Annotated in this window: 21 protein-coding genes; 14 read left to right on the top strand and 7 right to left on the bottom strand. The window is 59.5% G+C overall.

Annotation, left to right across the window (positions count from 1 at the left end):
- Positions 1-221: 221 nt before the first annotated feature.
- The 7 genes from ACSAMW_RS19890 to pdeM all read left to right on the top strand — a co-directional run bounded on the left by ACSAMW_RS19890 (position 222) and on the right by pdeM (position 7,748).
- Positions 222-1,001, top strand: coding sequence for a transporter substrate-binding domain-containing protein (locus tag ACSAMW_RS19890; protein ID WP_168081964.1), 780 nt, complete (start codon positions 222-224; stop codon positions 999-1,001).
- A 98-nt stretch (positions 1,002-1,099) separates the two neighbouring features.
- Positions 1,100-1,828, top strand: coding sequence for an ABC transporter permease (locus ACSAMW_RS19885; protein WP_168081966.1), 729 nt, complete (start codon positions 1,100-1,102; stop codon positions 1,826-1,828).
- On the top strand, positions 1,825-2,601 hold the full coding sequence (locus ACSAMW_RS19880; protein ID WP_500591732.1) for an ABC transporter permease: 777 nt from the start codon (positions 1,825-1,827) through the stop codon (positions 2,599-2,601). Before ACSAMW_RS19885 ends, ACSAMW_RS19880 begins: the two co-directional genes overlap by 4 nt.
- A 9-nt stretch (positions 2,602-2,610) precedes the next feature.
- On the top strand, positions 2,611-3,732 hold the full coding sequence (locus ACSAMW_RS19875) for a succinylglutamate desuccinylase/aspartoacylase family protein (protein WP_500591731.1): 1,122 nt from the start codon (positions 2,611-2,613) through the stop codon (positions 3,730-3,732).
- A gap of 13 nt (positions 3,733-3,745) precedes the next feature.
- Positions 3,746-4,510: an ABC transporter ATP-binding protein gene (locus tag ACSAMW_RS19870; protein WP_500591730.1), complete on the top strand. Its 765-nt coding sequence runs from the start codon at positions 3,746-3,748 to the stop codon at positions 4,508-4,510.
- Between the two features lie 86 nt (positions 4,511-4,596).
- Positions 4,597-7,077: a ligase-associated DNA damage response DEXH box helicase gene (locus ACSAMW_RS19865; RefSeq protein WP_500591729.1), complete on the top strand. Its 2,481-nt coding sequence runs from the start codon at positions 4,597-4,599 to the stop codon at positions 7,075-7,077.
- A gap of 11 nt (positions 7,078-7,088) precedes the next feature.
- Entirely contained in the window at positions 7,089-7,748 is a 660-nt protein-coding gene (gene pdeM / locus ACSAMW_RS19860) for a ligase-associated DNA damage response endonuclease PdeM (RefSeq protein WP_500594088.1), read from the top strand.
- On the opposite strand, the gene ACSAMW_RS19855 is transcribed toward pdeM, so the two are convergent.
- The 3 genes from ACSAMW_RS19855 to dcd all read right to left on the bottom strand — a co-directional run bounded on the left by ACSAMW_RS19855 (position 7,745) and on the right by dcd (position 9,535).
- Positions 7,745-8,560 (bottom strand): transporter substrate-binding domain-containing protein, encoded by an 816-nt coding sequence (locus ACSAMW_RS19855; protein ID WP_500591728.1) that lies wholly within the window; start codon positions 8,558-8,560, stop codon positions 7,745-7,747. The two genes, pdeM and ACSAMW_RS19855, sit on opposite strands and share 4 nt — an antisense overlap.
- 77 nt (positions 8,561-8,637) lie before the next feature.
- A complete protein-coding gene (locus ACSAMW_RS19850; protein ID WP_500591727.1) occupies positions 8,638-8,859 on the bottom strand; it encodes a hypothetical protein in 222 nt (73 codons plus the stop codon).
- A 109-nt stretch (positions 8,860-8,968) separates the two neighbouring features.
- Complete coding sequence (dcd, locus tag ACSAMW_RS19845; RefSeq protein WP_168081980.1) at positions 8,969-9,535, bottom strand: dCTP deaminase; 567 nt, start codon at positions 9,533-9,535, stop codon at positions 8,969-8,971.
- 302 nt (positions 9,536-9,837) lie between these two features.
- On the opposite strand from dcd, the gene ACSAMW_RS19840 reads away from it, so the two are divergent.
- On the top strand, positions 9,838-10,047 hold the full coding sequence (locus tag ACSAMW_RS19840) for a cold-shock protein (protein ID WP_079202733.1): 210 nt from the start codon (positions 9,838-9,840) through the stop codon (positions 10,045-10,047).
- A gap of 77 nt (positions 10,048-10,124) precedes the next feature.
- On the opposite strand, the gene apbC is transcribed toward ACSAMW_RS19840, so the two are convergent.
- Positions 10,125-11,219, bottom strand: a complete 1,095-nt coding sequence (gene apbC, locus ACSAMW_RS19835; protein ID WP_500591726.1) for an iron-sulfur cluster carrier protein ApbC — start codon at positions 11,217-11,219, stop codon at positions 10,125-10,127.
- A 123-nt stretch (positions 11,220-11,342) separates the two neighbouring features.
- Here apbC and metG point away from each other — a divergent pair, with 123 nt between their 5' ends.
- The 3 genes from metG (at position 11,343) to ACSAMW_RS19820 (ending at position 14,380) form a co-directional block, all read left to right on the top strand.
- Positions 11,343-13,382 (top strand): methionine--tRNA ligase, encoded by a 2,040-nt coding sequence (gene metG / locus ACSAMW_RS19830; RefSeq protein ID WP_500591725.1) that lies wholly within the window; start codon positions 11,343-11,345, stop codon positions 13,380-13,382.
- A 61-nt stretch (positions 13,383-13,443) separates the two neighbouring features.
- Complete coding sequence (nth, locus tag ACSAMW_RS19825; protein WP_500591724.1) at positions 13,444-14,082, top strand: endonuclease III; 639 nt, start codon at positions 13,444-13,446, stop codon at positions 14,080-14,082.
- Between the two features lie 118 nt (positions 14,083-14,200).
- Positions 14,201-14,380 (top strand): PA3496 family putative envelope integrity protein, encoded by a 180-nt coding sequence (locus ACSAMW_RS19820; RefSeq protein ID WP_500591723.1) that lies wholly within the window; start codon positions 14,201-14,203, stop codon positions 14,378-14,380.
- A gap of 41 nt (positions 14,381-14,421) precedes the next feature.
- Here ACSAMW_RS19820 and ACSAMW_RS19815 read toward each other — a convergent pair whose 3' ends face one another.
- Entirely contained in the window at positions 14,422-15,054 is a 633-nt protein-coding gene (locus tag ACSAMW_RS19815; RefSeq protein ID WP_168081991.1) for a response regulator transcription factor, read from the bottom strand.
- Positions 15,055-15,436: 382 nt separating this feature from the next.
- Between ACSAMW_RS19815 and ACSAMW_RS19810 the strand changes: the two genes are divergently transcribed.
- Positions 15,437-15,736, top strand: a complete 300-nt coding sequence (locus ACSAMW_RS19810) for a hypothetical protein (RefSeq protein ID WP_500591722.1) — start codon at positions 15,437-15,439, stop codon at positions 15,734-15,736.
- Positions 15,737-15,812: 76 nt separating this feature from the next.
- On the opposite strand, the gene ACSAMW_RS19805 is transcribed toward ACSAMW_RS19810, so the two are convergent.
- Both ACSAMW_RS19805 and ACSAMW_RS19800 read right to left on the bottom strand, forming a co-directional pair.
- Positions 15,813-17,030 (bottom strand): argininosuccinate synthase, encoded by a 1,218-nt coding sequence (locus ACSAMW_RS19805; protein WP_500591721.1) that lies wholly within the window; start codon positions 17,028-17,030, stop codon positions 15,813-15,815.
- Positions 17,031-17,152: 122 nt separating this feature from the next.
- Positions 17,153-18,157: a flagellar protein MotY gene (locus tag ACSAMW_RS19800; protein WP_500591720.1), complete on the bottom strand. Its 1,005-nt coding sequence runs from the start codon at positions 18,155-18,157 to the stop codon at positions 17,153-17,155.
- Positions 18,158-18,365: 208 nt separating this feature from the next.
- Between ACSAMW_RS19800 and pyrC the strand changes: the two genes are divergently transcribed.
- Both pyrC and rnt read left to right on the top strand, forming a co-directional pair.
- Positions 18,366-19,412, top strand: coding sequence for a dihydroorotase (pyrC, locus tag ACSAMW_RS19795; RefSeq protein WP_500594087.1), 1,047 nt, complete (start codon positions 18,366-18,368; stop codon positions 19,410-19,412).
- Entirely contained in the window at positions 19,409-20,083 is a 675-nt protein-coding gene (rnt, locus tag ACSAMW_RS19790; RefSeq protein WP_500591719.1) for a ribonuclease T, read from the top strand. The genes pyrC and rnt overlap by 4 nt, the downstream gene beginning before the upstream one ends.
- Positions 20,084-20,107 lie beyond the last annotated feature (24 nt).

Raw genomic sequence — 20,107 nt, 5'->3', positions numbered from 1 at the left:
CGCTTGAACCTGCTGCTTCTTTATGGGGCAAGGCTGAATACGCTGGCTGTACGCCGTTTCGGTCAGAAGTGCGACGCAAAGGGATCACCATGCGCCTCACCCTGCGTGAACCCTGCACTATGGTGCGAAGTTTGCTATCACTTTGATGTCTGGCACTGGGCGGTAACGCTGTACTGCCTGGCATGAATGCGAAAAACCTTTGTCTTTTTAAGGACTGCACAATGAAAAAAGCATGGCTGACCCTTTCCGCCCTGGCGCTCTGCCTGTCCGCTGGCGGCGCTATGGCCAAGGAATACAAAGAGCTGCGTTTCGGTGTAGACCCCTCCTACGCCCCGTTTGAATCCAAGGCCGCCGACGGCAGCCTGGTAGGCTTCGATATCGACTTGGGCAATGCGATCTGCAAAGAGCTGAAGGTGACGTGCAAGTGGGTTGAAAGCGATTTCGACGGCATGATCCCTGGCCTGAAAGCCAACAAGTTCGACGGCGTCATCTCGTCCATGACGGTGACACCGGCCCGTGAGAAAGCCATCGACTTCTCCAACGAGCTGTTCTCCGGCCCTACGGCCTACGTCGGCAAGAAAGGCGGCGTTACCCTTACCTTGGAAGGGCTGAAGGGCAAAACCGTAGGCTACGAGCAGGGCACTATTCAGGAAGCCTATGCCAAGGCCGTACTGGACAAGGCTGGCGTGAAGACCCAGGCCTATCAGAACCAGGACCAGGTGTATGCCGACCTCACCTCAGGCCGCCTCGATGCTTCCATCCAGGACATGCTGCAGGCTGAGCTGGGCTTCCTGAAGTCCCCTCAGGGCGCCGACTACACCGTCAGCGAGCCGCTGACCAGCGACTACCTGCCGGCCAAAACCGCCGTGGGCATCAACAAGGGCAACAAGGAACTGCAAGCCTTGCTCAACAAGGGCATCGAAGCCCTGCATAAAGACGGCACCTACAGCGAAATCCAGAAAAAGCACTTCGGTGACCTGAACCTGTACAGCGGCAAGTAACCGCCTCACACAGCGCCCGCCTGCGCCCCGTACCACTGGCCACAGCCAGCTTCGTGGGGTACAGGCGGGCGTCTTTATCGATTGCAAAGGCTTGATACATGCTTGATCACCTGTTGCAGAGCCTCGGGCTCTCGGCATTCAGCCTGAAAGGCTTTGGCCCTCTCTTGTTGGAGGGCACCTGGATGACAGTCAAACTGTCGTTGCTGTCGCTGCTGGTTGCCGTGGTCATCGGCCTGATCGGCGCGAGCGCGAAGCTTTCGAACATCAAGGTGTTGCGCGTGGTTGCCCAGGTCTACACGACCCTGATCCGCGGCATACCTGACCTGGTACTGATGCTTTTGATCTTCTACAGCCTGCAGATGTGGCTGACCCTGATCACCAATGCACTGGAATGGGACTACATCGAGATCAACCCCTTTGCCGCCGGCGTTGTGACCCTGGGGTTCATTTACGGCGCGTATTTCACCGAAACCTTCCGCGGCGCCATCCTGGCCGTACCCCGTGGCCAGCAGGAAGCCGCTACGGCCTATGGGCTGTCCAGGGGGCAACGCTTTCGCTATGTGGTGTTCCCGCAAATGATGCGCTACGCCCTGCCGGGCATTGGCAACAACTGGATGGTGATTCTCAAGGCCACGGCGCTGGTGTCCATCATCGGCTTGGCAGACGTTGTAAAAGCGGCGCAGGACGCCGGCAAAAGCACCTATCAGCTCTTTTATTTCCTTGTGCTGGCCGGGCTTATCTACCTGGTGATCACCAGCGTGTCGAACATCGCCCTGCGCTACCTTGAGCGCCGGTTCAATGTGGGGACCCGGGAGGCGCTCCGATGATCGACTCGTTTCTACAATTCGTAACCTGGTTAGGCGAACAACTGGTGGCGTTCGGCGCTTCCACAAAGGACCTGCTCGCTGACTACTGGCAACCGTTCCTGTACACCGATGGAGTGAACGTCACAGGGCTGGCCATGACCCTCTGGCTGCTGTGCGCGTCCATTGCCATTGGCTTCGTGCTGTCGGTGCCACTTTCCATCGCACGAGTGTCTCCACGGTGCTGGGTTCGCTGGCCAGTGCAGTTCTATACCTACCTGTTCCGGGGTACACCGCTCTACATCCAGTTGCTGATCTGCTACACCGGCCTCTACAGCCTTGAAGGCGTACGCGAGCAACCGCTACTCAACGCCTTTTTCCGCGATGCCATGAACTGTACCCTGCTGGCATTTGCCCTTAATACCGGCGCCTACACCACTGAAATCTTCGCCGGCGCCATTCGCAGCATGGCCCATGGCGAGATTGAAGCGGCCAAGGCCTATGGCCTCAGTGGCTTCAAACTGTATGCACACGTGATCATGCCCTCGGTGCTGCGCCGTTCGTTGCCCTTCTATGCCAACGAAGTGATCCTGATGCTGCACGCCACCACGGTAGCGTTTACTGCCACCATCCCGGACATCTTGAAAGTGGCGCGGGATGCCAACTCCGCCACTTACCTGACGTTCCAGGCCTTTGGCATCGCCGCTGTGCTGTACCTGATCATTACCTTCACGCTGGTGGGCCTGTTCCGCCTGGCCGAACGCCGCTGGCTGGCCTTTCTCGGCCCGGCCCGATAAGGAGATTCGATGCAACAGCAACGCCACGCCTTACTGGCTCCCCTGCCGGGCACAGCCAGGGCGATCGAGAGCTTTCACTTCGGGCCCCAGGGTGCCGGCAAAATCTACATCCAGGCCTCGCTGCACGCGGACGAAATCCCCGGCATGCTGGTGGCCTGGCACCTCAAGCAACGCCTGAATGAGCTTGAGCAGGCCGGCCGCCTGCGCCGTGAGGTGGTCCTGGTGCCCGTCGCCAACCCAGTAGGGCTGGAGCAGGTGGTGATGGACACCCCGCTGGGGCGTTACGAGCTGGAAACGGGTGAAAACTTCAACCGGCGGTTCGTGGACCTCAGCGAGCAGGTAGGCGATGCCGTCGAAGCCGCCTTGGGTAGCGACATCGAACACAACACCCAACTGATCCGTCAGGCCCTGCGCCAGGCATTGCAGGCCCAAACACCCGCCAACCAGCTGGAGTCCCAACGCCTTACCCTGCAAACCCTGGCCTGTGACGCTGAAATGGTACTGGACCTGCACTGCGACTTCGAAGCCGTAGAGCACCTGTACACCACCCCTGAGGCCTGGCCGCAGGTGGAGCCCCTGGCCCGCTACATGGGGTCCCAGGCCAACCTGCTGGCGACTGATTCGGGTGGCCAGTCCTTCGATGAATGCTTCAGCCTGGTGTGGCACAAGCTGAGCCTGCGTTTCAACGATCGCTTCCCTATTGCACTCGGCAGCTTCTCGGTGACGCTCGAACTGCGGGGGCAAGGGGATGTGAACCATGCCCTGGCCAGCCGTGACGCGCAGGCGATCATAAGCTACTTGGAACAGTATGGGGCCATCGACAGCGATACGGCGCCCTCGGCACTGCCTGAACTGTTGTACCCCGCTACCCCCCTGGCCGGCGTCGAGCCTGTGAGCACCCCCGTGGGCGGCATTCTGGTGTTCTGCTGCATGCCAGGCGAATACCTGGAAGCTGGGCAATTGATTGCGGAAATCATTGACCCTCTCACCGACAGCGTGACCCAGGTGCACAACGAAAAACCGGGGCTGCTCTATGCCCGCTCACTGCGCCGCATGGCCACAGCCGGCATGGTCGTCGCCCGCATCGCTGGGCCTGAAGCCTACCGTAGCGGTTACCTACTTTCACCTTGAGGGCGCGACGCGCATGTACAAACTGACCATCGACGACCTGCACAAGCGCTACGGCGACAACGAAGTGCTCAAAGGTGTGTCGTTGAAAGCCCGCACGGGTGATGTGATCTGCCTGATCGGTGCCAGCGGTTCAGGCAAAAGCACGTTCCTGCGGTGCATCAACTTTCTCGAAACGCCCAATGCCGGCGCCATGAGCCTGGACGGCAAGGCCATTGCCATGAAGGAGACCGCACACGGCCTGCACGTGGCGGACCCCGACGAACTGCAACGCCTGCGTACCCGCTTGGCCATGGTGTTCCAGCATTTCAACCTGTGGAGCCACATGACGGTGTTGGAAAACATCACCCTGGCACCACGGCGGGTACTGGGCGTCAGCAAACTGGACGCTGAAACCCGGGCCCGTGCCTACCTGGACAAAGTCGGCCTGCCTGCACGCGTGGCAGACCAGTACCCGGCCTTTCTGTCCGGAGGGCAGCAGCAGCGCGTTGCCATTGCCCGGGCGTTGGCGATGGAGCCGGAGGTGATGCTGTTCGATGAACCGACCTCAGCACTGGACCCGGAGCTGGTGGGTGAAGTGCTTAAGGTGATTCAAGGCCTGGCCGAAGAAGGCCGCACCATGATCATGGTAACCCATGAAATGGCGTTCGCCCGCCAGGTCTCCAGCCAAGTGCTGTTCCTGCACCAGGGCCGTGTAGAGGAGCAGGGCGTACCCGCCGATGTGTTGGGCGCCCCTAAGAGCGAGCGGCTGCAACAGTTTCTCAGTGGGAACCTGAAGTAGTTCACCTTCAAAACCTATACAAAACCTAAACAACCGACCGCTGGCGTGGTCACTGAAGAAAGCCTTTCGGAGCCACGCCCTCCCCCATGCCCCGCCCTCCCAATTACGCCAAGGCCTGGTTCGACGCCTGCGGCTGGAAACCCTTTCCCTTTCAGAAAGCCTTATGGGCCGCCAGCGCCAGGGGTGAATCCGGACTGCTGCATGCCAACACCGGGGCGGGTAAGACCTACGCCGTCTGGTTCGCCGCGCTCAGTGCCTTTGCCATCGACGTACCGGCGCCTACCCGCAAACGCAAGGTGGCAGCCCCCCTGCGCGTGCTATGGATAACCCCCATGCGCGCACTGGCCGCTGATACCCACCGCGCCCTGCTCGCCCCTATAGAAGCCTTGGGTATCAATTGGACGGTTGGACTGCGTACCGGTGACACCAGCAGTGCCGAACGCGCCCGCCAGAGCCGGCGGATGCCCAGCGCCTTGGTGACTACACCTGAAAGCCTGACGCTGATGCTGGCCCGGGAGCAATCCCGAGAGGAGCTTTCGACACTGGGCATGGTAGTGGTCGACGAGTGGCATGAGCTGATGGGCAACAAGCGCGGTGTGCAGCTTCAACTGGCACTGGCCCGTTTGCGCCAGTGGAACCCTCACCTTCAGGTATGGGGTATCTCCGCGACCCTTGGCAACCTTGACCAAGCCCAGCAGGTGCTGCTGCCACAAGGCGGGGGTACCCGTATCGAAGGCGGCACAGCCAAGGTCATCACGGTGGACACCCTGTTGCCACCGGCGATCGAACGCTTTCCATGGGCCGGTCATATCGGCCTGCGCATGCTGGACCAAGTGGTAGAGCAACTGGCGCAAAGCGAAAGCACCTTAGTGTTCACCAACACCCGCGGCCAGTCCGAACTGTGGTACCTGGCCATTCTGGAGGCGCGCCCGGAATGGGCAGGCCTGATTGCGCTGCACCATGGTTCACTGGCCCGCGAAGTCCGCGAATGGGTAGAGATGGCGCTCAAGCAGGGGCACCTCAAGGCGGTTGTGTGCACGTCCAGCCTGGACCTGGGCGTGGACTTTCTACCCGTGGAGCGGGTGTTGCAGATCGGTTCAGCCAAAGGCGTGGCACGGCTCATACAGCGCGCCGGTCGGTCAGGTCATGCTCCCGGTCGACCCTCGCGCGTGACACTGGTCCCTACACATAGCCTAGAGCTAGTGGAAGCAGCCGCCATCACCGACGCCTTGCAAGCGCGCCAGGTAGAGCCCCGCGAGTCACCGGAAAAGCCCCTAGACGTGCTGGTACAGCACCTGGTGACCATCGCCCTGGGAGGTGGTTTTCTGCCTGAGCCGCTACTGGAAGAGGTTCGCAGCGCCTGGGCCTACCGCGACCTCACCGACGATGAGTGGGCGTGGGCCCTGGCGTTTGTACGCCATGGGGGCGCGAGCCTGACGGCGTACCCCGACTACCGCCGCGTGGAACCGGATGAGGCGGGTGTCTGGCGGGTACCGGATGCACGCGTGGGCCGGCGCCATCGCATGGGCATCGGCACCATTGTCAGCGACGCCACACTGCATTTGAAATACTGGAGCAAAGGCGGCGGTGGGCGCTCGCTAGGCAGTGTCGAAGAAGGCTTTGTTGCACGGCTGCGCCCGGGCGAAGTCTTTCTGTTCGGGGGCAAGGTGCTGGAGTTGGTGCGGGTAGAAAACATGACGGCCTACGTCAAGCGCAGCACCGGCAAAAAACCTTCTGTCCCTCGCTGGAATGGCACCCGCCTGCCCTTGTCCGGTGAACTGGCCGATGCATTCGTGGGCAAGCTTGACGATGCCAGCCGCGGGATCTATACCAGTGCGCCCATGCGCGCAGTACGCCCTCTGCTAGACGTTCAGCAAACGTGGTCGGCCCTGCCCACCCGCCATACGTTCCTGGCAGAAAGCCTGAAATCCCGCGAAGGCTGGCACCTGTTTCTGTACCCGTTCGCTGGCCGCCTGGTTCACTTGGGGCTGGCCAGCCTGTTGGCCTGGCGCCTTACCCAGCAACGCCCGCTGAGCTTTTCCATTGCCGTAAATGACTACGGCGTGGAACTGCTCACCCCAAGTGAGGTGGACTGGAGCGAGGCGCTGGCCAGTGGCGTGCTATCCCCAGACGGCCTGCTGGAGGACGCCCTGGCCAGCCTGAATGCAGGGGAACTGGCTTTGCGAAGGTTTCGGGAGATTGCACGCATTTCCGGCCTGGTGTTTGGCGGCTACCCCGGCGCACAGAAGAGCACCCGGCAGGTACAGGCCTCCAGTGGATTGTTCTATGAAGTGTTCAAGCAATACGACGCAGGCAACCTCTTGCTGACCCAAGCCCAGCAGGAAGTGTTGCGCCAGGAACTGGACGTGGTGCGGCTGGAGCAGACCCTGCGGCGTATCGGCGAACGCACCTTGGACTTCCATGTGATCAAGCGGCCCACGCCGCTAGCGTTCCCGCTAATGGTCGAGCGCCTGCGTGAAAGCATGAGCTCGGAAAAACTGGCTGACCGGATTGCCCGAATGGTGAATGATCTGGAGAAAGCAGCAGGGCCTGAGGTGCCCCGATGAGTGACGCGGTGATGAGCGGCGATCAGGTCATAACACTGGCAGGCGAACAGTTGGTGCTGATGGGCGAAAAAGCTATTTGGTGGCCTGAACAGCGGGCCCTGCTGATCGCCGATGCGCATTTTGGCAAGGCTGCTGCCTACCGCAGCCTGGGCCAGCCTGTGCCTCACGGAACCACTGGCACAAACCTGCAGGTACTGCAGCAGGCGCTGGACCGTTACCCGGTCGAGCACTTGATTTTCTTAGGGGATTTTCTGCATGGCCCTGGCTCCCACGCGCCCGGTACGCTGGACCAGTTACGGGCGTGGCGCCGGCTTAACCCGACTCTGCGGATTGTGCTGATACGCGGCAACCACGACCACCGGGCCGGTGACCCACCCCCAGACCTGGCATTTGAAGTGGTGCCTGAGCCCTTGCTGCTAGGCAACCTGGCCCTGCAACACGAACCCCACCCTCACCCGGACCGGCATGTGCTGGCCGGCCACGTGCACCCGGTATTTTTCTTGTCTGGTCGCGGTCGGCAGCGCATGCGTTTGCCCTGCTTCCACAGTAGTCGGCAGGTAACGCTGCTACCCGCCTTCGGTGCATTTACCGGGGGGTTCGCCGTAGAGCGCAAGCCAGGCACCCAACTCTACGTGGTAGGTGATGGCCAGGTATGGCCAATCGCCCCCTAGTGACGTGCTGGCTGCCAAGGATAATCCAGCCACTGCTGCATGCGCTGATCGAAACGGCCACTGGCGATGTCCAGGTGCAGCCACTGGTCCACATAGGCTTTGAGTGCGGCATCCTGAGGCATCAGAGCGGCTTTTTCCGAGAAATCGAAAGGCGCATCCGGGTGCACCGAGCATAGTTCAGGGTGCAGCTTCTGCTGAAGGCGGGTTTCAACTGCATCCGTCATCATCAGGTCGGCTTTACCTTCCACAATCTGTTCGAAAATGGTGACGTTGTCCGGGTGCATCAGAATCTGAGCGTGCTTGAGGTTGGCACGGGCGAATTTTTCATTGGTGCCGCCGGGGTTGACGATGGCCTTGACCTGTGGCTGATCGATCTGGGCAAGGGTTTGAAAACGTTCCTGGTTTTTGCACAGGGTGATAGGTGTTTTTCCATCGCGCTGGTAAGGGAGAGAGAAAAACGCCTTCTTCTGGCGCTCCAGGTTCACTGAAACACCTGACAGTGCTAGGTCGTACTTGTCCGCTGCCAAGTCAGCCATCAGGGTAGGCCAACTGGTGGGCACCACCTCAAGCTTCACGCCCAGCGACTCGGCAATGCCCTTAGCAATCTCCAGGTCCAGGCCAACGAACTGGCCGCTGTCGGGCATCTTGTAACTGAACGGTTTGTAATCCCCTGTGGTGCCAACGCGTAGAACGCCTCGGTCTATGACCGTTTGCAGGCGGTTGGCTGTGGGCTCGGCAGAGGCCGAAGCGGCGAAGGAAAACAGGGCAACGCAGGCGAGGAAGCACTGCTGGAGAAAACGGTGTGCGCGCATGGCAAGCCTTTATTGTCAAAATAGTCGAAGGGCTTCGTGGTGAAGCCCTCGCAGATTAACTGGCTGCCATTTATAAATCACGCCACCGGCGTGGGGGGTGGTACGTCTGGGATGGTGGGTTCCCCTGGCTCGCTGGGCTGCTCACCCGGGCCAGGCGCCGGAAAGTCTGGGTCAGGCTGGCCAGGTACGCCGCCTGCTTGCCAGCCGGCAGGGTTCGCGAGCAGAGACCAGGCCAGCATGCCGATATTGTTCGGCTGCAGCGAAGCCAGTGTGGCACTGATGTTCGAGTCGATCTTCATAGTCACTCCTGAGCATGGGCCCGTTTCGAAATACACAATCGAAGAGTTCGTGCAGTAGAGTCATGGAACCGGATCGAATTCAACTCGATTCGTTGGTGTAACGCAGTTTTCATGTACGCGGCAGGGTGACACCACGCTGGCCCTGGTATTTGCCACCCCGGTCCCGGTAGGACACTTCACAGGCTTCGTCGGACTCCAGGAACAGCATTTGTGCTACCCCCTCGTTGGCGTAGATTTTCGCCGGCAGGGTCGTAGTGTTGGAGAATTCCAGGGTCACATGGCCCTCCCACTCGGGCTCCAGCGGTGTGACGTTGACGATGATACCGCAACGGGCGTAAGTGCTTTTGCCCAGGCAAATGGTAAGCACGTTGCGTGGAATGCGGAAATACTCGACGGTGCGTGCAAGCGCGAAGGAGTTGGGCGGGATGATGCACACATCGCTCTTGACGTCGACAAAGCTTTTTTCGTCGAAATTCTTCGGGTCCACGGTCGCGGAGTTGATGTTGGTGAACACCTTGAATTCGTCAGCACACCGTACGTCGTAGCCATAGCTGGAGACGCCAAAGGAGATCACCCGTTGCGCGCCCTCGCCTCGCACCTGGCGCTCCACGAAGGGTTCGATCATGCCGTGGTCCTGGGCCATGCGGCGAATCCACTTGTCCGATTTGATGCTCATTGGAGGGCTGTCCTGAAGGTTGATACACAATTGGCGCGCATCTTACCGGGCTGGAGCCGTGGGTTCAAAGCGAGGCGGGGTTATCGAGCATACAGCGCCGGGCCAGCAGCGTGATGAGGCGAGAGTGAAAAGTACATTGGCAGGCCGCTGAAAAAGGTTTAAGGTGGCGCCACTGTGCTGCTTTTGTCACCGAGAATTACTGCAGGATGTTCATCATCAACAAGAATTTTCATGCTCTTTGCACTCAGTTCCGGCTAGGGCTGTTCCAACGCCGCAGTTAACTTTGTCCAAGGAGACATACCATGTCCAATCGCCAAAACGGCACCGTCAAGTGGTTCAACGACGAGAAAGGCTACGGCTTCATCACCCCTCAGTCGGGCGATGACCTGTTCGTACACTTCAAAGCCATCCAGTCCGACGGCTTCAAGTCCCTGAAAGAAGGCCAAGCAGTGACTTTCGTCGCTACTCGCGGCCAGAAGGGCATGCAAGCTGAAGAAGTTCAAGTTGCCTAATCGCACTTGAATGCGCTTCTCTCCTCGGTGAGAAGCTGAAAAACCCCGCCTAGGCGGGGTTTTTTCATGCCTTCGATTCAGTCATCTGAAATGCTGATCGTCGGCAACGGAGCGGCCAGGCGCTCTTCCCGGGCGATACGTGCACCCACGCGGCGGGCAAGGTCCTGGTACATGAGGGCAACCTGGCTGTCGGGCTCTGCAATCGCCGTTGGCTTGCCGCTATCCGCGTGCTGGCGAATGCTCATCGCAAGCGGGAGCGATGCCAGCAGTTCCACGCTGTACTGGGCCGCGAGGCGCGCACCGCCGCCTTCGCCAAACAGGTGTTCGGCATGGCCGCAGTTGGAGCACAGGTGCACCGCCATGTTTTCCACTACGCCCAGCACCGGAATATGCACCTTGCGGAACATTTCAACGCCCTTTCTGGCATCCAGCAAAGCCAGGTCCTGTGGCGTGGTAACAATGACCGCACCGGCCACGGGTACTTTCTGCGCCAAGGTCAGCTGAATGTCACCGGTTCCCGGCGGCATGTCGATCACCAGGTAATCCAGATCATTCCAGGCCGTCTGCGTGATCAGTTGCATCAGGGCGCCGGACACCATGGGCCCTCGCCACACCACGGGCGTGTTGTCGTCCGTCAGGAATGCCATGGACATCACCTCCACACCATGGGCCTGAAGCGGCACGAACCACTTCTGCTCACGCACCTGCGGGCGCGTACCCTCGGCAATACCGAACATTACGCCCTGGCTAGGGCCGTAGATATCGGCGTCCAGGATGCCCACGCGCGCACCTTCTCTGGCCAATGCCAAGGCAAGGTTGGCTGCCGTGGTGGACTTCCCTACCCCGCCTTTTCCTGACGCGACGGCAATGACATTCTTAACGTTGGCCAGCGCCGGTACCTGCGCCTGGGCCTTGTGCGGCTGAACCGCAGAGCGCACACGCACCTGCGCCTGTTCTACGCCCTCCAGGCCTTCCAAAGCTATCTGCAGGGTTTGCGCCCACCCCGCATGGAATTGCGCCGCCGCGTAACCGAGCAGCAGGTCCACCTGTACCTGGGTGCTCTGGATGTGAACAGCTTCCACACACCCGGCCGTCACCGGGTCCTGTTCGAGGTATGGGTCTGTGTACTGGCGCAGCACGCTCTCTACTGCTGCGCGGGTAACAACGCTCATGGCAACTCCCTGGCAAGGCTGTGTGATGGCCGCCTATGCTACCTGTTCAGCCGCGTTGATGAAAAAAAAAGCGCGCCGCTTTATAGTGGTCGGTCTTCGTTCCAGTTCAAGTAGCCGAGCCTTATGTCCGAGCCCCGCAAGATTCTCGTTACCAGCGCCCTGCCCTATGCCAACGGCTCCATTCACCTGGGCCACATGGTCGAGTACATCCAGACCGACGTGTGGGTGCGCTATCAGAAGCTGCGCGGCAACCAGTGCATCTATGTGTGCGCCGACGATGCGCACGGCTCGGCCATCATGCTGCGGGCAGAAAAGGAAGGGGTGACCAACGAACAGCTGATCGATGCGGTCAAGGCCGAGCACAGCACCGACTTCGCAGACTTTCTGGTTGAGTTCGACAATTTCTACTCCACCCACTCTGAAGAGAACCGCGCGCTCTCCAGCGAGATCTATGTGCGCCTGCGCGACGCCGGTCACATTGCCACACGCTCCGTGACCCAGTATTTCGATCCTGAAAAGCAGATGTTTCTGGCCGACCGTTTCATCAAGGGCACCTGTCCCAAATGCGGTACAGCCGATCAGTACGGGGACAACTGCGAAAAATGTGGTGCTACTTACGAGCCCACAGACCTCAAAGACCCGAAGTCGGCGATCTCAGGGGCCACCCCCGTTTTGCGTGACTCTAAGCACTTTTTCTTCAAGCTGCCAGATTTCCAGGCCATGCTGCAAGGCTGGACCCGTAGCGGCACCCTGCAGGAGCCAGTGGCCAACAAGCTGGCCGAGTGGTTGGACTCTGGGCTGCAGGAGTGGGACATCTCACGCGACGCGCCGTACTTCGGTTTTGAAATTCCCGACGCACCTGGCAAGTACTTCTATGTGTGGCTGGATGCACCCATCGGCTACATGGCGAGCTTCCAGAACCTGTGCGCACGGCGGCCAGAGCTGGACTTTGACGCCTTCTGGGGCAAGGACTCCACCGCCGAGCTGTACCATTTCATTGGCAAGGACATCGTCAACTTCCATGCGCTGTTCTGGCCCGCCATGCTCGAAGGCGCTGGTTACCGCAAGCCTACCGCACTCAATGTGCACGGTTACCTCACGGTCAATGGCCAGAAAATGTCCAAATCCAGGGGCACGTTCATCAAGGCCCGAACGTACCTTGAACACCTGGCGCCGGAGTACCTGCGCTACTACTACGCATCCAAGCTAGGCCGGGGCGTGGACGACCTGGACATGAACCTTGAGGACTTCGTGCAGAAGGTCAATTCGGACCTCATCGGCAAGGTAGTGAACATTGCCAGTCGTTGTGCCGGCTTTATCCACAAGGGCAATGGCGGCCGCCTGGTAGCCGGTAATGCCGCACCCGAGCTGACAGCAGCCTTCGTCGCTGCGGCGCCGGTTATTGCAGACGCCTACGAGCAGCGAGACTTCGCACGGGCCATGCGTGAAACCATGGCCCTGGCCGACCGTGCCAATGCATGGATTGCCGACAAGGCACCGTGGGCTTTGGCCAAGCAGGAAGGCAAGCAGGATGAAGTGCAGGCCATCTGTGCGGCAGGCATCAACCTCTTCCGCCTGCTGATGATTTACCTCAAACCGGTGCTGCCAGCCTTGGCTGCCGAGGCTGAAACCTTCCTCAACGTCGCCCCGCTGCACTGGGACGACCACCAGGCGCTGCTGACCGATCATGCCCTGAATGCCTTCAAGCCGCTGATGACGCGTATAGAACCGGCCCGGGTCGAGGCGATGGTGGCGGCGTCCCAGGAGAGCCTGGCTGCTACGGTCGATCCCGTATCGTCTGGCAATGGCGAGCTGGTATCAGACCCCTTGGCAGACGAAATCGACTTTGACGCATTTGCTGCCGTTGACTTGCGCGTAGCACGCATTCTCAAGGCCGAAGCGGTCGAGGGCGCAGACAAGCTACTGCGCCTGACGCTGGACATCGGCGATGCGCAACGCACGGTGTTCTCCGGCATCAAGAGTGCGTACCCTGACCCAACCGCGCTCGAAGGGCGGCTTACGATGATGATCGCCAACCTTAAGCCGCGCAAAATGCGTTTCGGTCTTTCCGAAGGTATGGTGTTGGCGGCGGGCCCTGGCGGCTCGGAGATCTACCTGCTGTCACCAGACACAGGTGCCAAGCCTGGTCAGCGGATCAAATAAGCGCAATACCTTGTTCGTGCCCAGCCTTGAGCTGGGCGGGGGCAGCCAGAGGACCTTTTCAATGAACGCTGCCAAGCGACTGGAAATCTTCCGCCGCTTCCACGAAGACAATCCCGAACCCCGCACCGAGCTGGCCTACACCACACCCTTCGAACTGTTGATCGCGGTCATTCTGTCTGCGCAATCCACGGATGTAGGTGTGAACAAGGCCACGGCTCGGTTATACCCGGTCGCCAATACGCCCCAGGCCATTCTCGACCTGGGTGTAGAAGGCTTGAGCCATTACATCAAGACCATCGGGCTGTATAACAGCAAAGCCAAGAATGTGATCGAAACCTGTCGGCGCCTGGTCGAGTTGCATGGCGGCGAGGTTCCAGAAGGTCGAGAAGCCTTGGAAGCGCTACCGGGCGTTGGTCGCAAAACGGCCAATGTGGTGCTAAACACGGCCTTTCGACAGCTCACCATGGCAGTGGACACTCATATCTTCAGGGTGAGCAACCGCACTCGTATTGCACCTGGGAAGAATGTCGTAGAGGTGGAACGAGGCCTGCTCAAGCACGTTCCCAAGCCCTACCTGCTCGACGCTCACCACTGGCTGATCCTTCACGGGCGCTACGTTTGCCAGGCACGCAAACCCCGCTGTGGCAGCTGCCGCATCGAAGACCTGTGCGAATACAAGGCCAAGACTTCGGACGATTGAGAAAGCGTAATGCCGCTATCTTGCTGATTGAAAAAATCTCTTTTACCCACTCTGGAATTGCCGATATAAGGTGCGCCAAGAGCACCCCCTTGGAGGCCCACTGGGCCGGAGTGGATGAATGGCAACCGAGCAAGCAGCACTGGAAGTGGATGAAGATTTTGTACTGGCCGATGCAGACGAAGCCGAGCCTGTCGCAGAGGTCAGTAAAAGCAACCTGAGCAAGCGTCGAACCATCGACAACCTTCTGGAGGAGCGTCGGCTCAAAAAGCAGTTGGATGACTACAACTTCGACTTCTGACGCAGAAAACGCCTTGCCCCCGCGAAGGCGGGGGCGCAAAACTAACCGACAATTCCGTTGCGCTGAGCGACTTCCACCAGGTCTACCAATGACCTGGCATTAAGTTTCATCAGCAACCTGGTCTTATAGGTGCTGACCGTTTTGTTGCTAAGCAACATGGCTTCCGCTATCTCCTTGTTTGTTCGGCCCGAAGCTAGTTGTTGCAAAACCATCATTTCCCGGCTCGACAAACGCTGTACCAGCTCCTTTTCACTAACATTCCCCATTTGAGAGCGCACCGGGTGCAGTGCCTGGTTCGGGAAATAGCTGTAGCCGGACAATACCGCCTTGATTGCACTAAGCAATTCAGTAAGATCCTGTTGCTTGCACACGTAACCCGCTGCACCGGCCTGCATGCAACGCATGGAGAAATGGCCAGGGGCCTGGGAGGTCAACACCAGCACGCGCATATGAGCAATAGACCCTGCCGTCAGGCGAGCAATAACCTCCAGGCCGTCCAGCTTGGGGATACCAATATCAAGGATGACGATATCCGGCTGTGATTCACGAGCCAGCTGGAGCGCATCCGCCCCGTTGTCGGTTTCGCCAACGACATCGTAGCCATGGCGTTCCATTAACATCCTTACTGCCAGACGTATCACGGGATGGTCATCCACGATGAGCACTTTGTTCATGAGCTGATCCGATTGCTACAGTTTGTTGTCGAACGGGAACATAGCCCAGTTTCCGGCCGCAGGTGTTACCGAAATGCCAGGGTGAGTAGAGTCTGAGAATCCCCTTACATGGGTGATTGAAATATCCTACAAGTATGCTTGAAAGCTTGCCTTTGAACCCGTGGATGATCGCAATGAAGCAGGAACGTTACACGCCCCTCCCTAGACATCAATTGCGAGCCCTACATTTAAGCTATCAACCTGTTACAGAGCACGTACCAGATGGTTAATACCGTTTAATCCGGTTTAAGCGTGTCTAGCTTTATCTAGTGTTTTATACCGCTCAAGGCCCCTATCCTGAAGCCGAAACACTAACCGTCGCACACTGCGACAAGGACTGAGCATGCGCATTTCAGCCTCTATCAATAACCCATTGGCCTTGATTGCCGTTCTGGCCGCAACAACCGAAGCCTCGGCACTGGTCAGCCTCCCCTTGCTTGACTACCGAAATCAGGCCGTATTTGTGTGGTTCCTAGTCCTTTTTCCGCCCTTTCTGACTGCGTTGTTTTTTATCACGCTGAATTTCAACAAGCAGGCGCTCATCGGAAGCACAACCGCGGATACTGCCCCTCCTAGGGAGGCTACACGCCCTCAGGGTACACCACCCCAGGAGCCGCCTCTTACAGATCAGGCCCAGCCATAAAGTCGACCCCAAACGCCCAGATATACGGCAAAAAAAGCCGCAGCACAGGCTGCGGCTCTTTCTTCATGCCACTGACTCAAGCCAGGTTACGGCCCTTGTTGGCGGCAATTCGCATGCGCAATGCATTGAGTTTGATAAAGCCAGCCGCATCGGCCTGGTTATAGGCGCCCCCGTCTTCTTCAAAGGTGGCGATGGTGGCATCGAACAGCGAATCATCAGACTTGCGCCCTACCACCGTCACGTTGCCCTTGTACAGTTTCAGACGCACCACACCGTTCACATGAGCCTGAGACGCGTCGATCATCTGTTGCAGCAACAGGCGCTCAGGGCTCCACCAATAGCCGGTGTAGATCAGGCTTGCGTAGCGTGGCATCAACTCGTCTTTGAGGTGCGCCACTTCGCGATCCAGGGTGATGGACTCAATGGCACGGTGCGCGCGCAGCATGATCGTACCGCCGGGGGTTTCATAGCAGCCCCGGGACTTCATCCCAACATAGCGGTTTTCGACGATGTCCAGGCGACCAATGCCGTTTTCCCCGCCAATGCGGTTGAGGTCGGCCAGCACGGTGGCAGGCGATTTTTCCACACCGTCCAGTGCAACGATGTCGCCGTGGCGGTAGGTCAGCTCCAGGTACGTGGGGGTGTCCGGCGCATTTTCCGGCGAGACAGTCCACCGCCACATGTCTTCTTCATGTTCGGTCCATGTGTCCTCCAGCACGCCCCCTTCATAGGAGATGTGCAGCAGGTTGGCGTCCATGGAATAAGGCGACTTCTTTTTGCCATGGCGCTCGATGGGAATGCTGTGTTTCTCGGCGTAGTCCATCAGCTTCTCGCGGGACAGGAGGTCCCACTCGCGCCAGGGTGCGATCACTTTCACGCCAGGCTTGAGCGCATAGGCACCCAACTCGAAACGAACCTGATCATTGCCTTTGCCGGTAGCACCATGGCTGATGGCGTCGGCGCCGGTTTCGTTGGCGATCTCGATCAGCCGCTTGGCGATCAAGGGGCGGGCAATGGAGGTACCCAACAGGTATTCGCCCTCGTAAACCGTATTGGCACGGAACATTGGGAACACGAAGTCGCGTACGAACTCTTCTCGCAGGTCGTCGATGTACACTTCTTTCACGCCCATGGCCTGAGCCTTGGCGCGTGCGGGCTCAACTTCCTCGCCCTGGCCCAGGTCAGCGGTGAAGGTCACCACTTCACAATCATAGGTATCCTGCAGCCACTTGAGGATCACCGAAGTGTCCAGGCCGCCGGAATACGCCAGAACGACCTTTTTTACGTCCGCCATGCCATCACTCCACGGGGTTTTGCTGAAAGCCGACGATTCTACCGCCGACTGCCGTGGATTTACAGTAGCGCGACAAGCACTGTTGGGGAAGCGACAGTCACTTCGACAGCATGGTGCTGATATCAGTGTTTCGCAGCCCCTTGTGGCTGGGCTGCGGGTGCAGCCGGTGCACTGGAGGAAGCCGGGGGTGGAGTAGCTCCAATGGCGGTCGCGGGCGCAGTTAACGGGGCCTCTGCAGGCGTGACGGGGGCAACGGCTGTCGTTGTGCGTCTGTCGAGCTGGATATTTACCCGGCGGTTGCGAGCCCTGTTGGCAGCGGAGGTATTAGGCACCAACGGGTATTGCTCACCATGGAAACGTACGTCGATCGCGCTTTCCGGTACGCCATGCGCCTTAAGGTAGTCCGCTACGGACAATGCCCGTCGACGTGAAAGGTCGCGGTTGGCCAGGCGGTTGCCACTGTTATCGGAATGGCCATCCAACTCCACATGATTGACCGATGGATCGGCTTTCATGAAGGCCAGTATCGTGTCCAGCCGTGCCTTGGCAGCGTTATCCAGCTCTGTTCCGGTACCGGGGAAAGGCACTTGGCTCAAACGCACCTGCTCAAAATTCATCGGCAGCAGCTTTGCCGTACAGGCCTGGTAATCGTTCCAGGCCTTGCTGAATTTCACGGGTAGCAAACGCACTTCCATGGCTTGACCTGTTTCGGTGGAAACGGTTCGCACGACGCTGCTGCGCCCTTCCAGCAAGCCACTGACCAGTGCGGCCGCCTGGCCCTGGCTGGATGTCAACAACACCGGCCCTGCGCCAAGCCGTGTACTACCCAGGCTGACATCGGAACGGCCAGGCTGCCAAGGCGCCGCCGCAGCCAACAGAGAAGCTGTCCCGTTACCAAGCGCCCCTGTGCTGGAATTGAGCCGAAAAACAACTTTCTCACCGGCGCGGCGCACGAATTGACCGTCGCCGAAATCGGCGACCGGCTGCGTAAGGCGACATTCGAAGGGGTCACCCTCCACTTTCCATTCCACGTTCTCCAGGCGAGTCTGGAAGGTAAAGGCCATCGCTGGCGCAGTGGCAAGGCCACAGGCGATCAGGGACAGACAGGCAAGGTAGCGATGGCCCACGGCAAGCTCCGGAGTAGAAGTCTACGTACTCCCTGCATATCGGTCAGGGCACGGCAAACTTGATAGCGGATGCCCCCACCGGGCTTTTCCGGTAGGATTCGCCCACCTGTTATACCGGTAGCTCGCAGCTGCACACGTACCGGCCCTTGTGTGCCGTTCCTGCCACGTTGCCTGCGCCTTCATGAGTTCGACCCGCCTGGTACCCTTCATGACCGACCGCCTTACCCTGCTACGTCCTGACGACTGGCACATTCACCTGCGTGACGGCGCGGCCTTGGCCCAGACCGTCGCTGACGCCGCACGTACGTTCGGCCGCGCGATCATCATGCCCAACCTGGTGCCCCCTGTACGCAATGCCGAACAGGCCGGGGCTTACCGGCAGCGCATTCTGGCGGCCCGCCCTGCTGGCAGTACGTTCGAGCCACTGATGGTGCTCTACCTCACCGACCGCACCTCGCCCGAGGACATCCGCGCTGCGCAGGCCACAGGTTATGTGCAGGCCGCCAAGCTCTACCCGGCCGGTGCCACGACCAACTCCGACTCAGGCGTGACCTCCATCGAAAGGTTGTTCCCGGTACTGGAGGTCATGGCGGATGTCGGGATGCCCCTGCTGGTGCACGGCGAGGTGACCCATGCGGACATCGATGTGTTCGACCGGGAGAAGGCCTTTATCGACGAGCACATGGTGAGAATCGTTGAGCGTTTCCCGAACCTGAAGGTGGTGTTCGAACACATCACTACGGCCGACGCTGTGGCTTTCGTGACGTCAGCGGGCGCCAATGTCGGCGCAACCATTACGGCGCACCACTTGCTGTACAACCGGAATCACATGCTGGTAGGCGGTATACGGCCGCACTTTTACTGCCTGCCTATCCTGAAGCGAAATACGCACCAGCGCGCTTTGATCGAGGCCGCTACCAGTGGCAGCCCCAAGTTCTTCCTTGGTACTGACTCGGCACCCCATGCCCGGCACGCCAAGGAAGCGGCCTGCGGGTGTGCAGGCTGTTACACCGCCTATGCTGCTATCGAACTGTACGCTGAAGCCTTTGACCAAGCTGGCGCCCTGAACCAGCTCGAAGGCTTCGCCAGCGTTCATGGCCCAGCGTTCTACGGGCTGCCTACCAACACCTCGCGGATCACCCTGGTCCGTCAGCCTTGGGCAGCGCCTTCAGTGCTCGCCTTTGGGGAACATGAAGTTGTGCCACTACGTGCAGGTGAAACCCTGCAGTGGCGAGTATTGGAGACACACGCGTGAGCGAAGAGCATTTCGACGACGACCTTGACGGCCCTGCTTCATCGGCCAGCCGCCATCCCATGGCAGCGCGTTTCAGAGGCTACCTGCCGGTTGTGATCGATGTGGAAACCGGTGGTTTCAACAGTGCGACCGATGCATTGCTGGAAATTGCCGCCACCACTATTGCCATGGATGAAAAGGGGTTCGTCTTTCCCGACCATACGCTGTTCTTCCGCGTAGAGCCTTTTGCGGGCGCCAACATCGAAGCCGCAGCGCTGGAATTCACGGGTATCAAGCTCGATCACCCCCTCCGTATGGCTGTGAGCGAAGAAGCGGCACTGACTGACATTTTCCGCAGCGTTCGCAAGGCGGTCAAAGCCAACGGCTGCAAGCGTGCCATTCTGGTAGGCCACAACAGCAGTTTTGACCTCGGGTTCCTTAACGCCGCCATTGCACGCCACGACCTGAAACGTAACCCGTTCCACCCCTTCTCCAGCTTCGACACCGCTACGCTGGCCGGCCTGGCGTACGGGCAAACCGTGCTGGCCAAGGCTTGCCAGAGTGCCAACATCGACTTTGATGGCCGCGAGGCGCACTCTGCCCGGTACGATACCGAGAAAACCGCTGAGCTGTTTTGTGGCATCGTGAACCGCTGGAAAGACCTAGGCGGCTGGCGCGACTTCGATGCCTGAAGGCAGCGCTGAACGACCTTTCAT

The sequence above is a fragment of the Pseudomonas sp. AB39(2026) genome (assembly GCF_059831485.1).
This window is presented reverse-complemented; position numbering and strand designations above follow the sequence as displayed.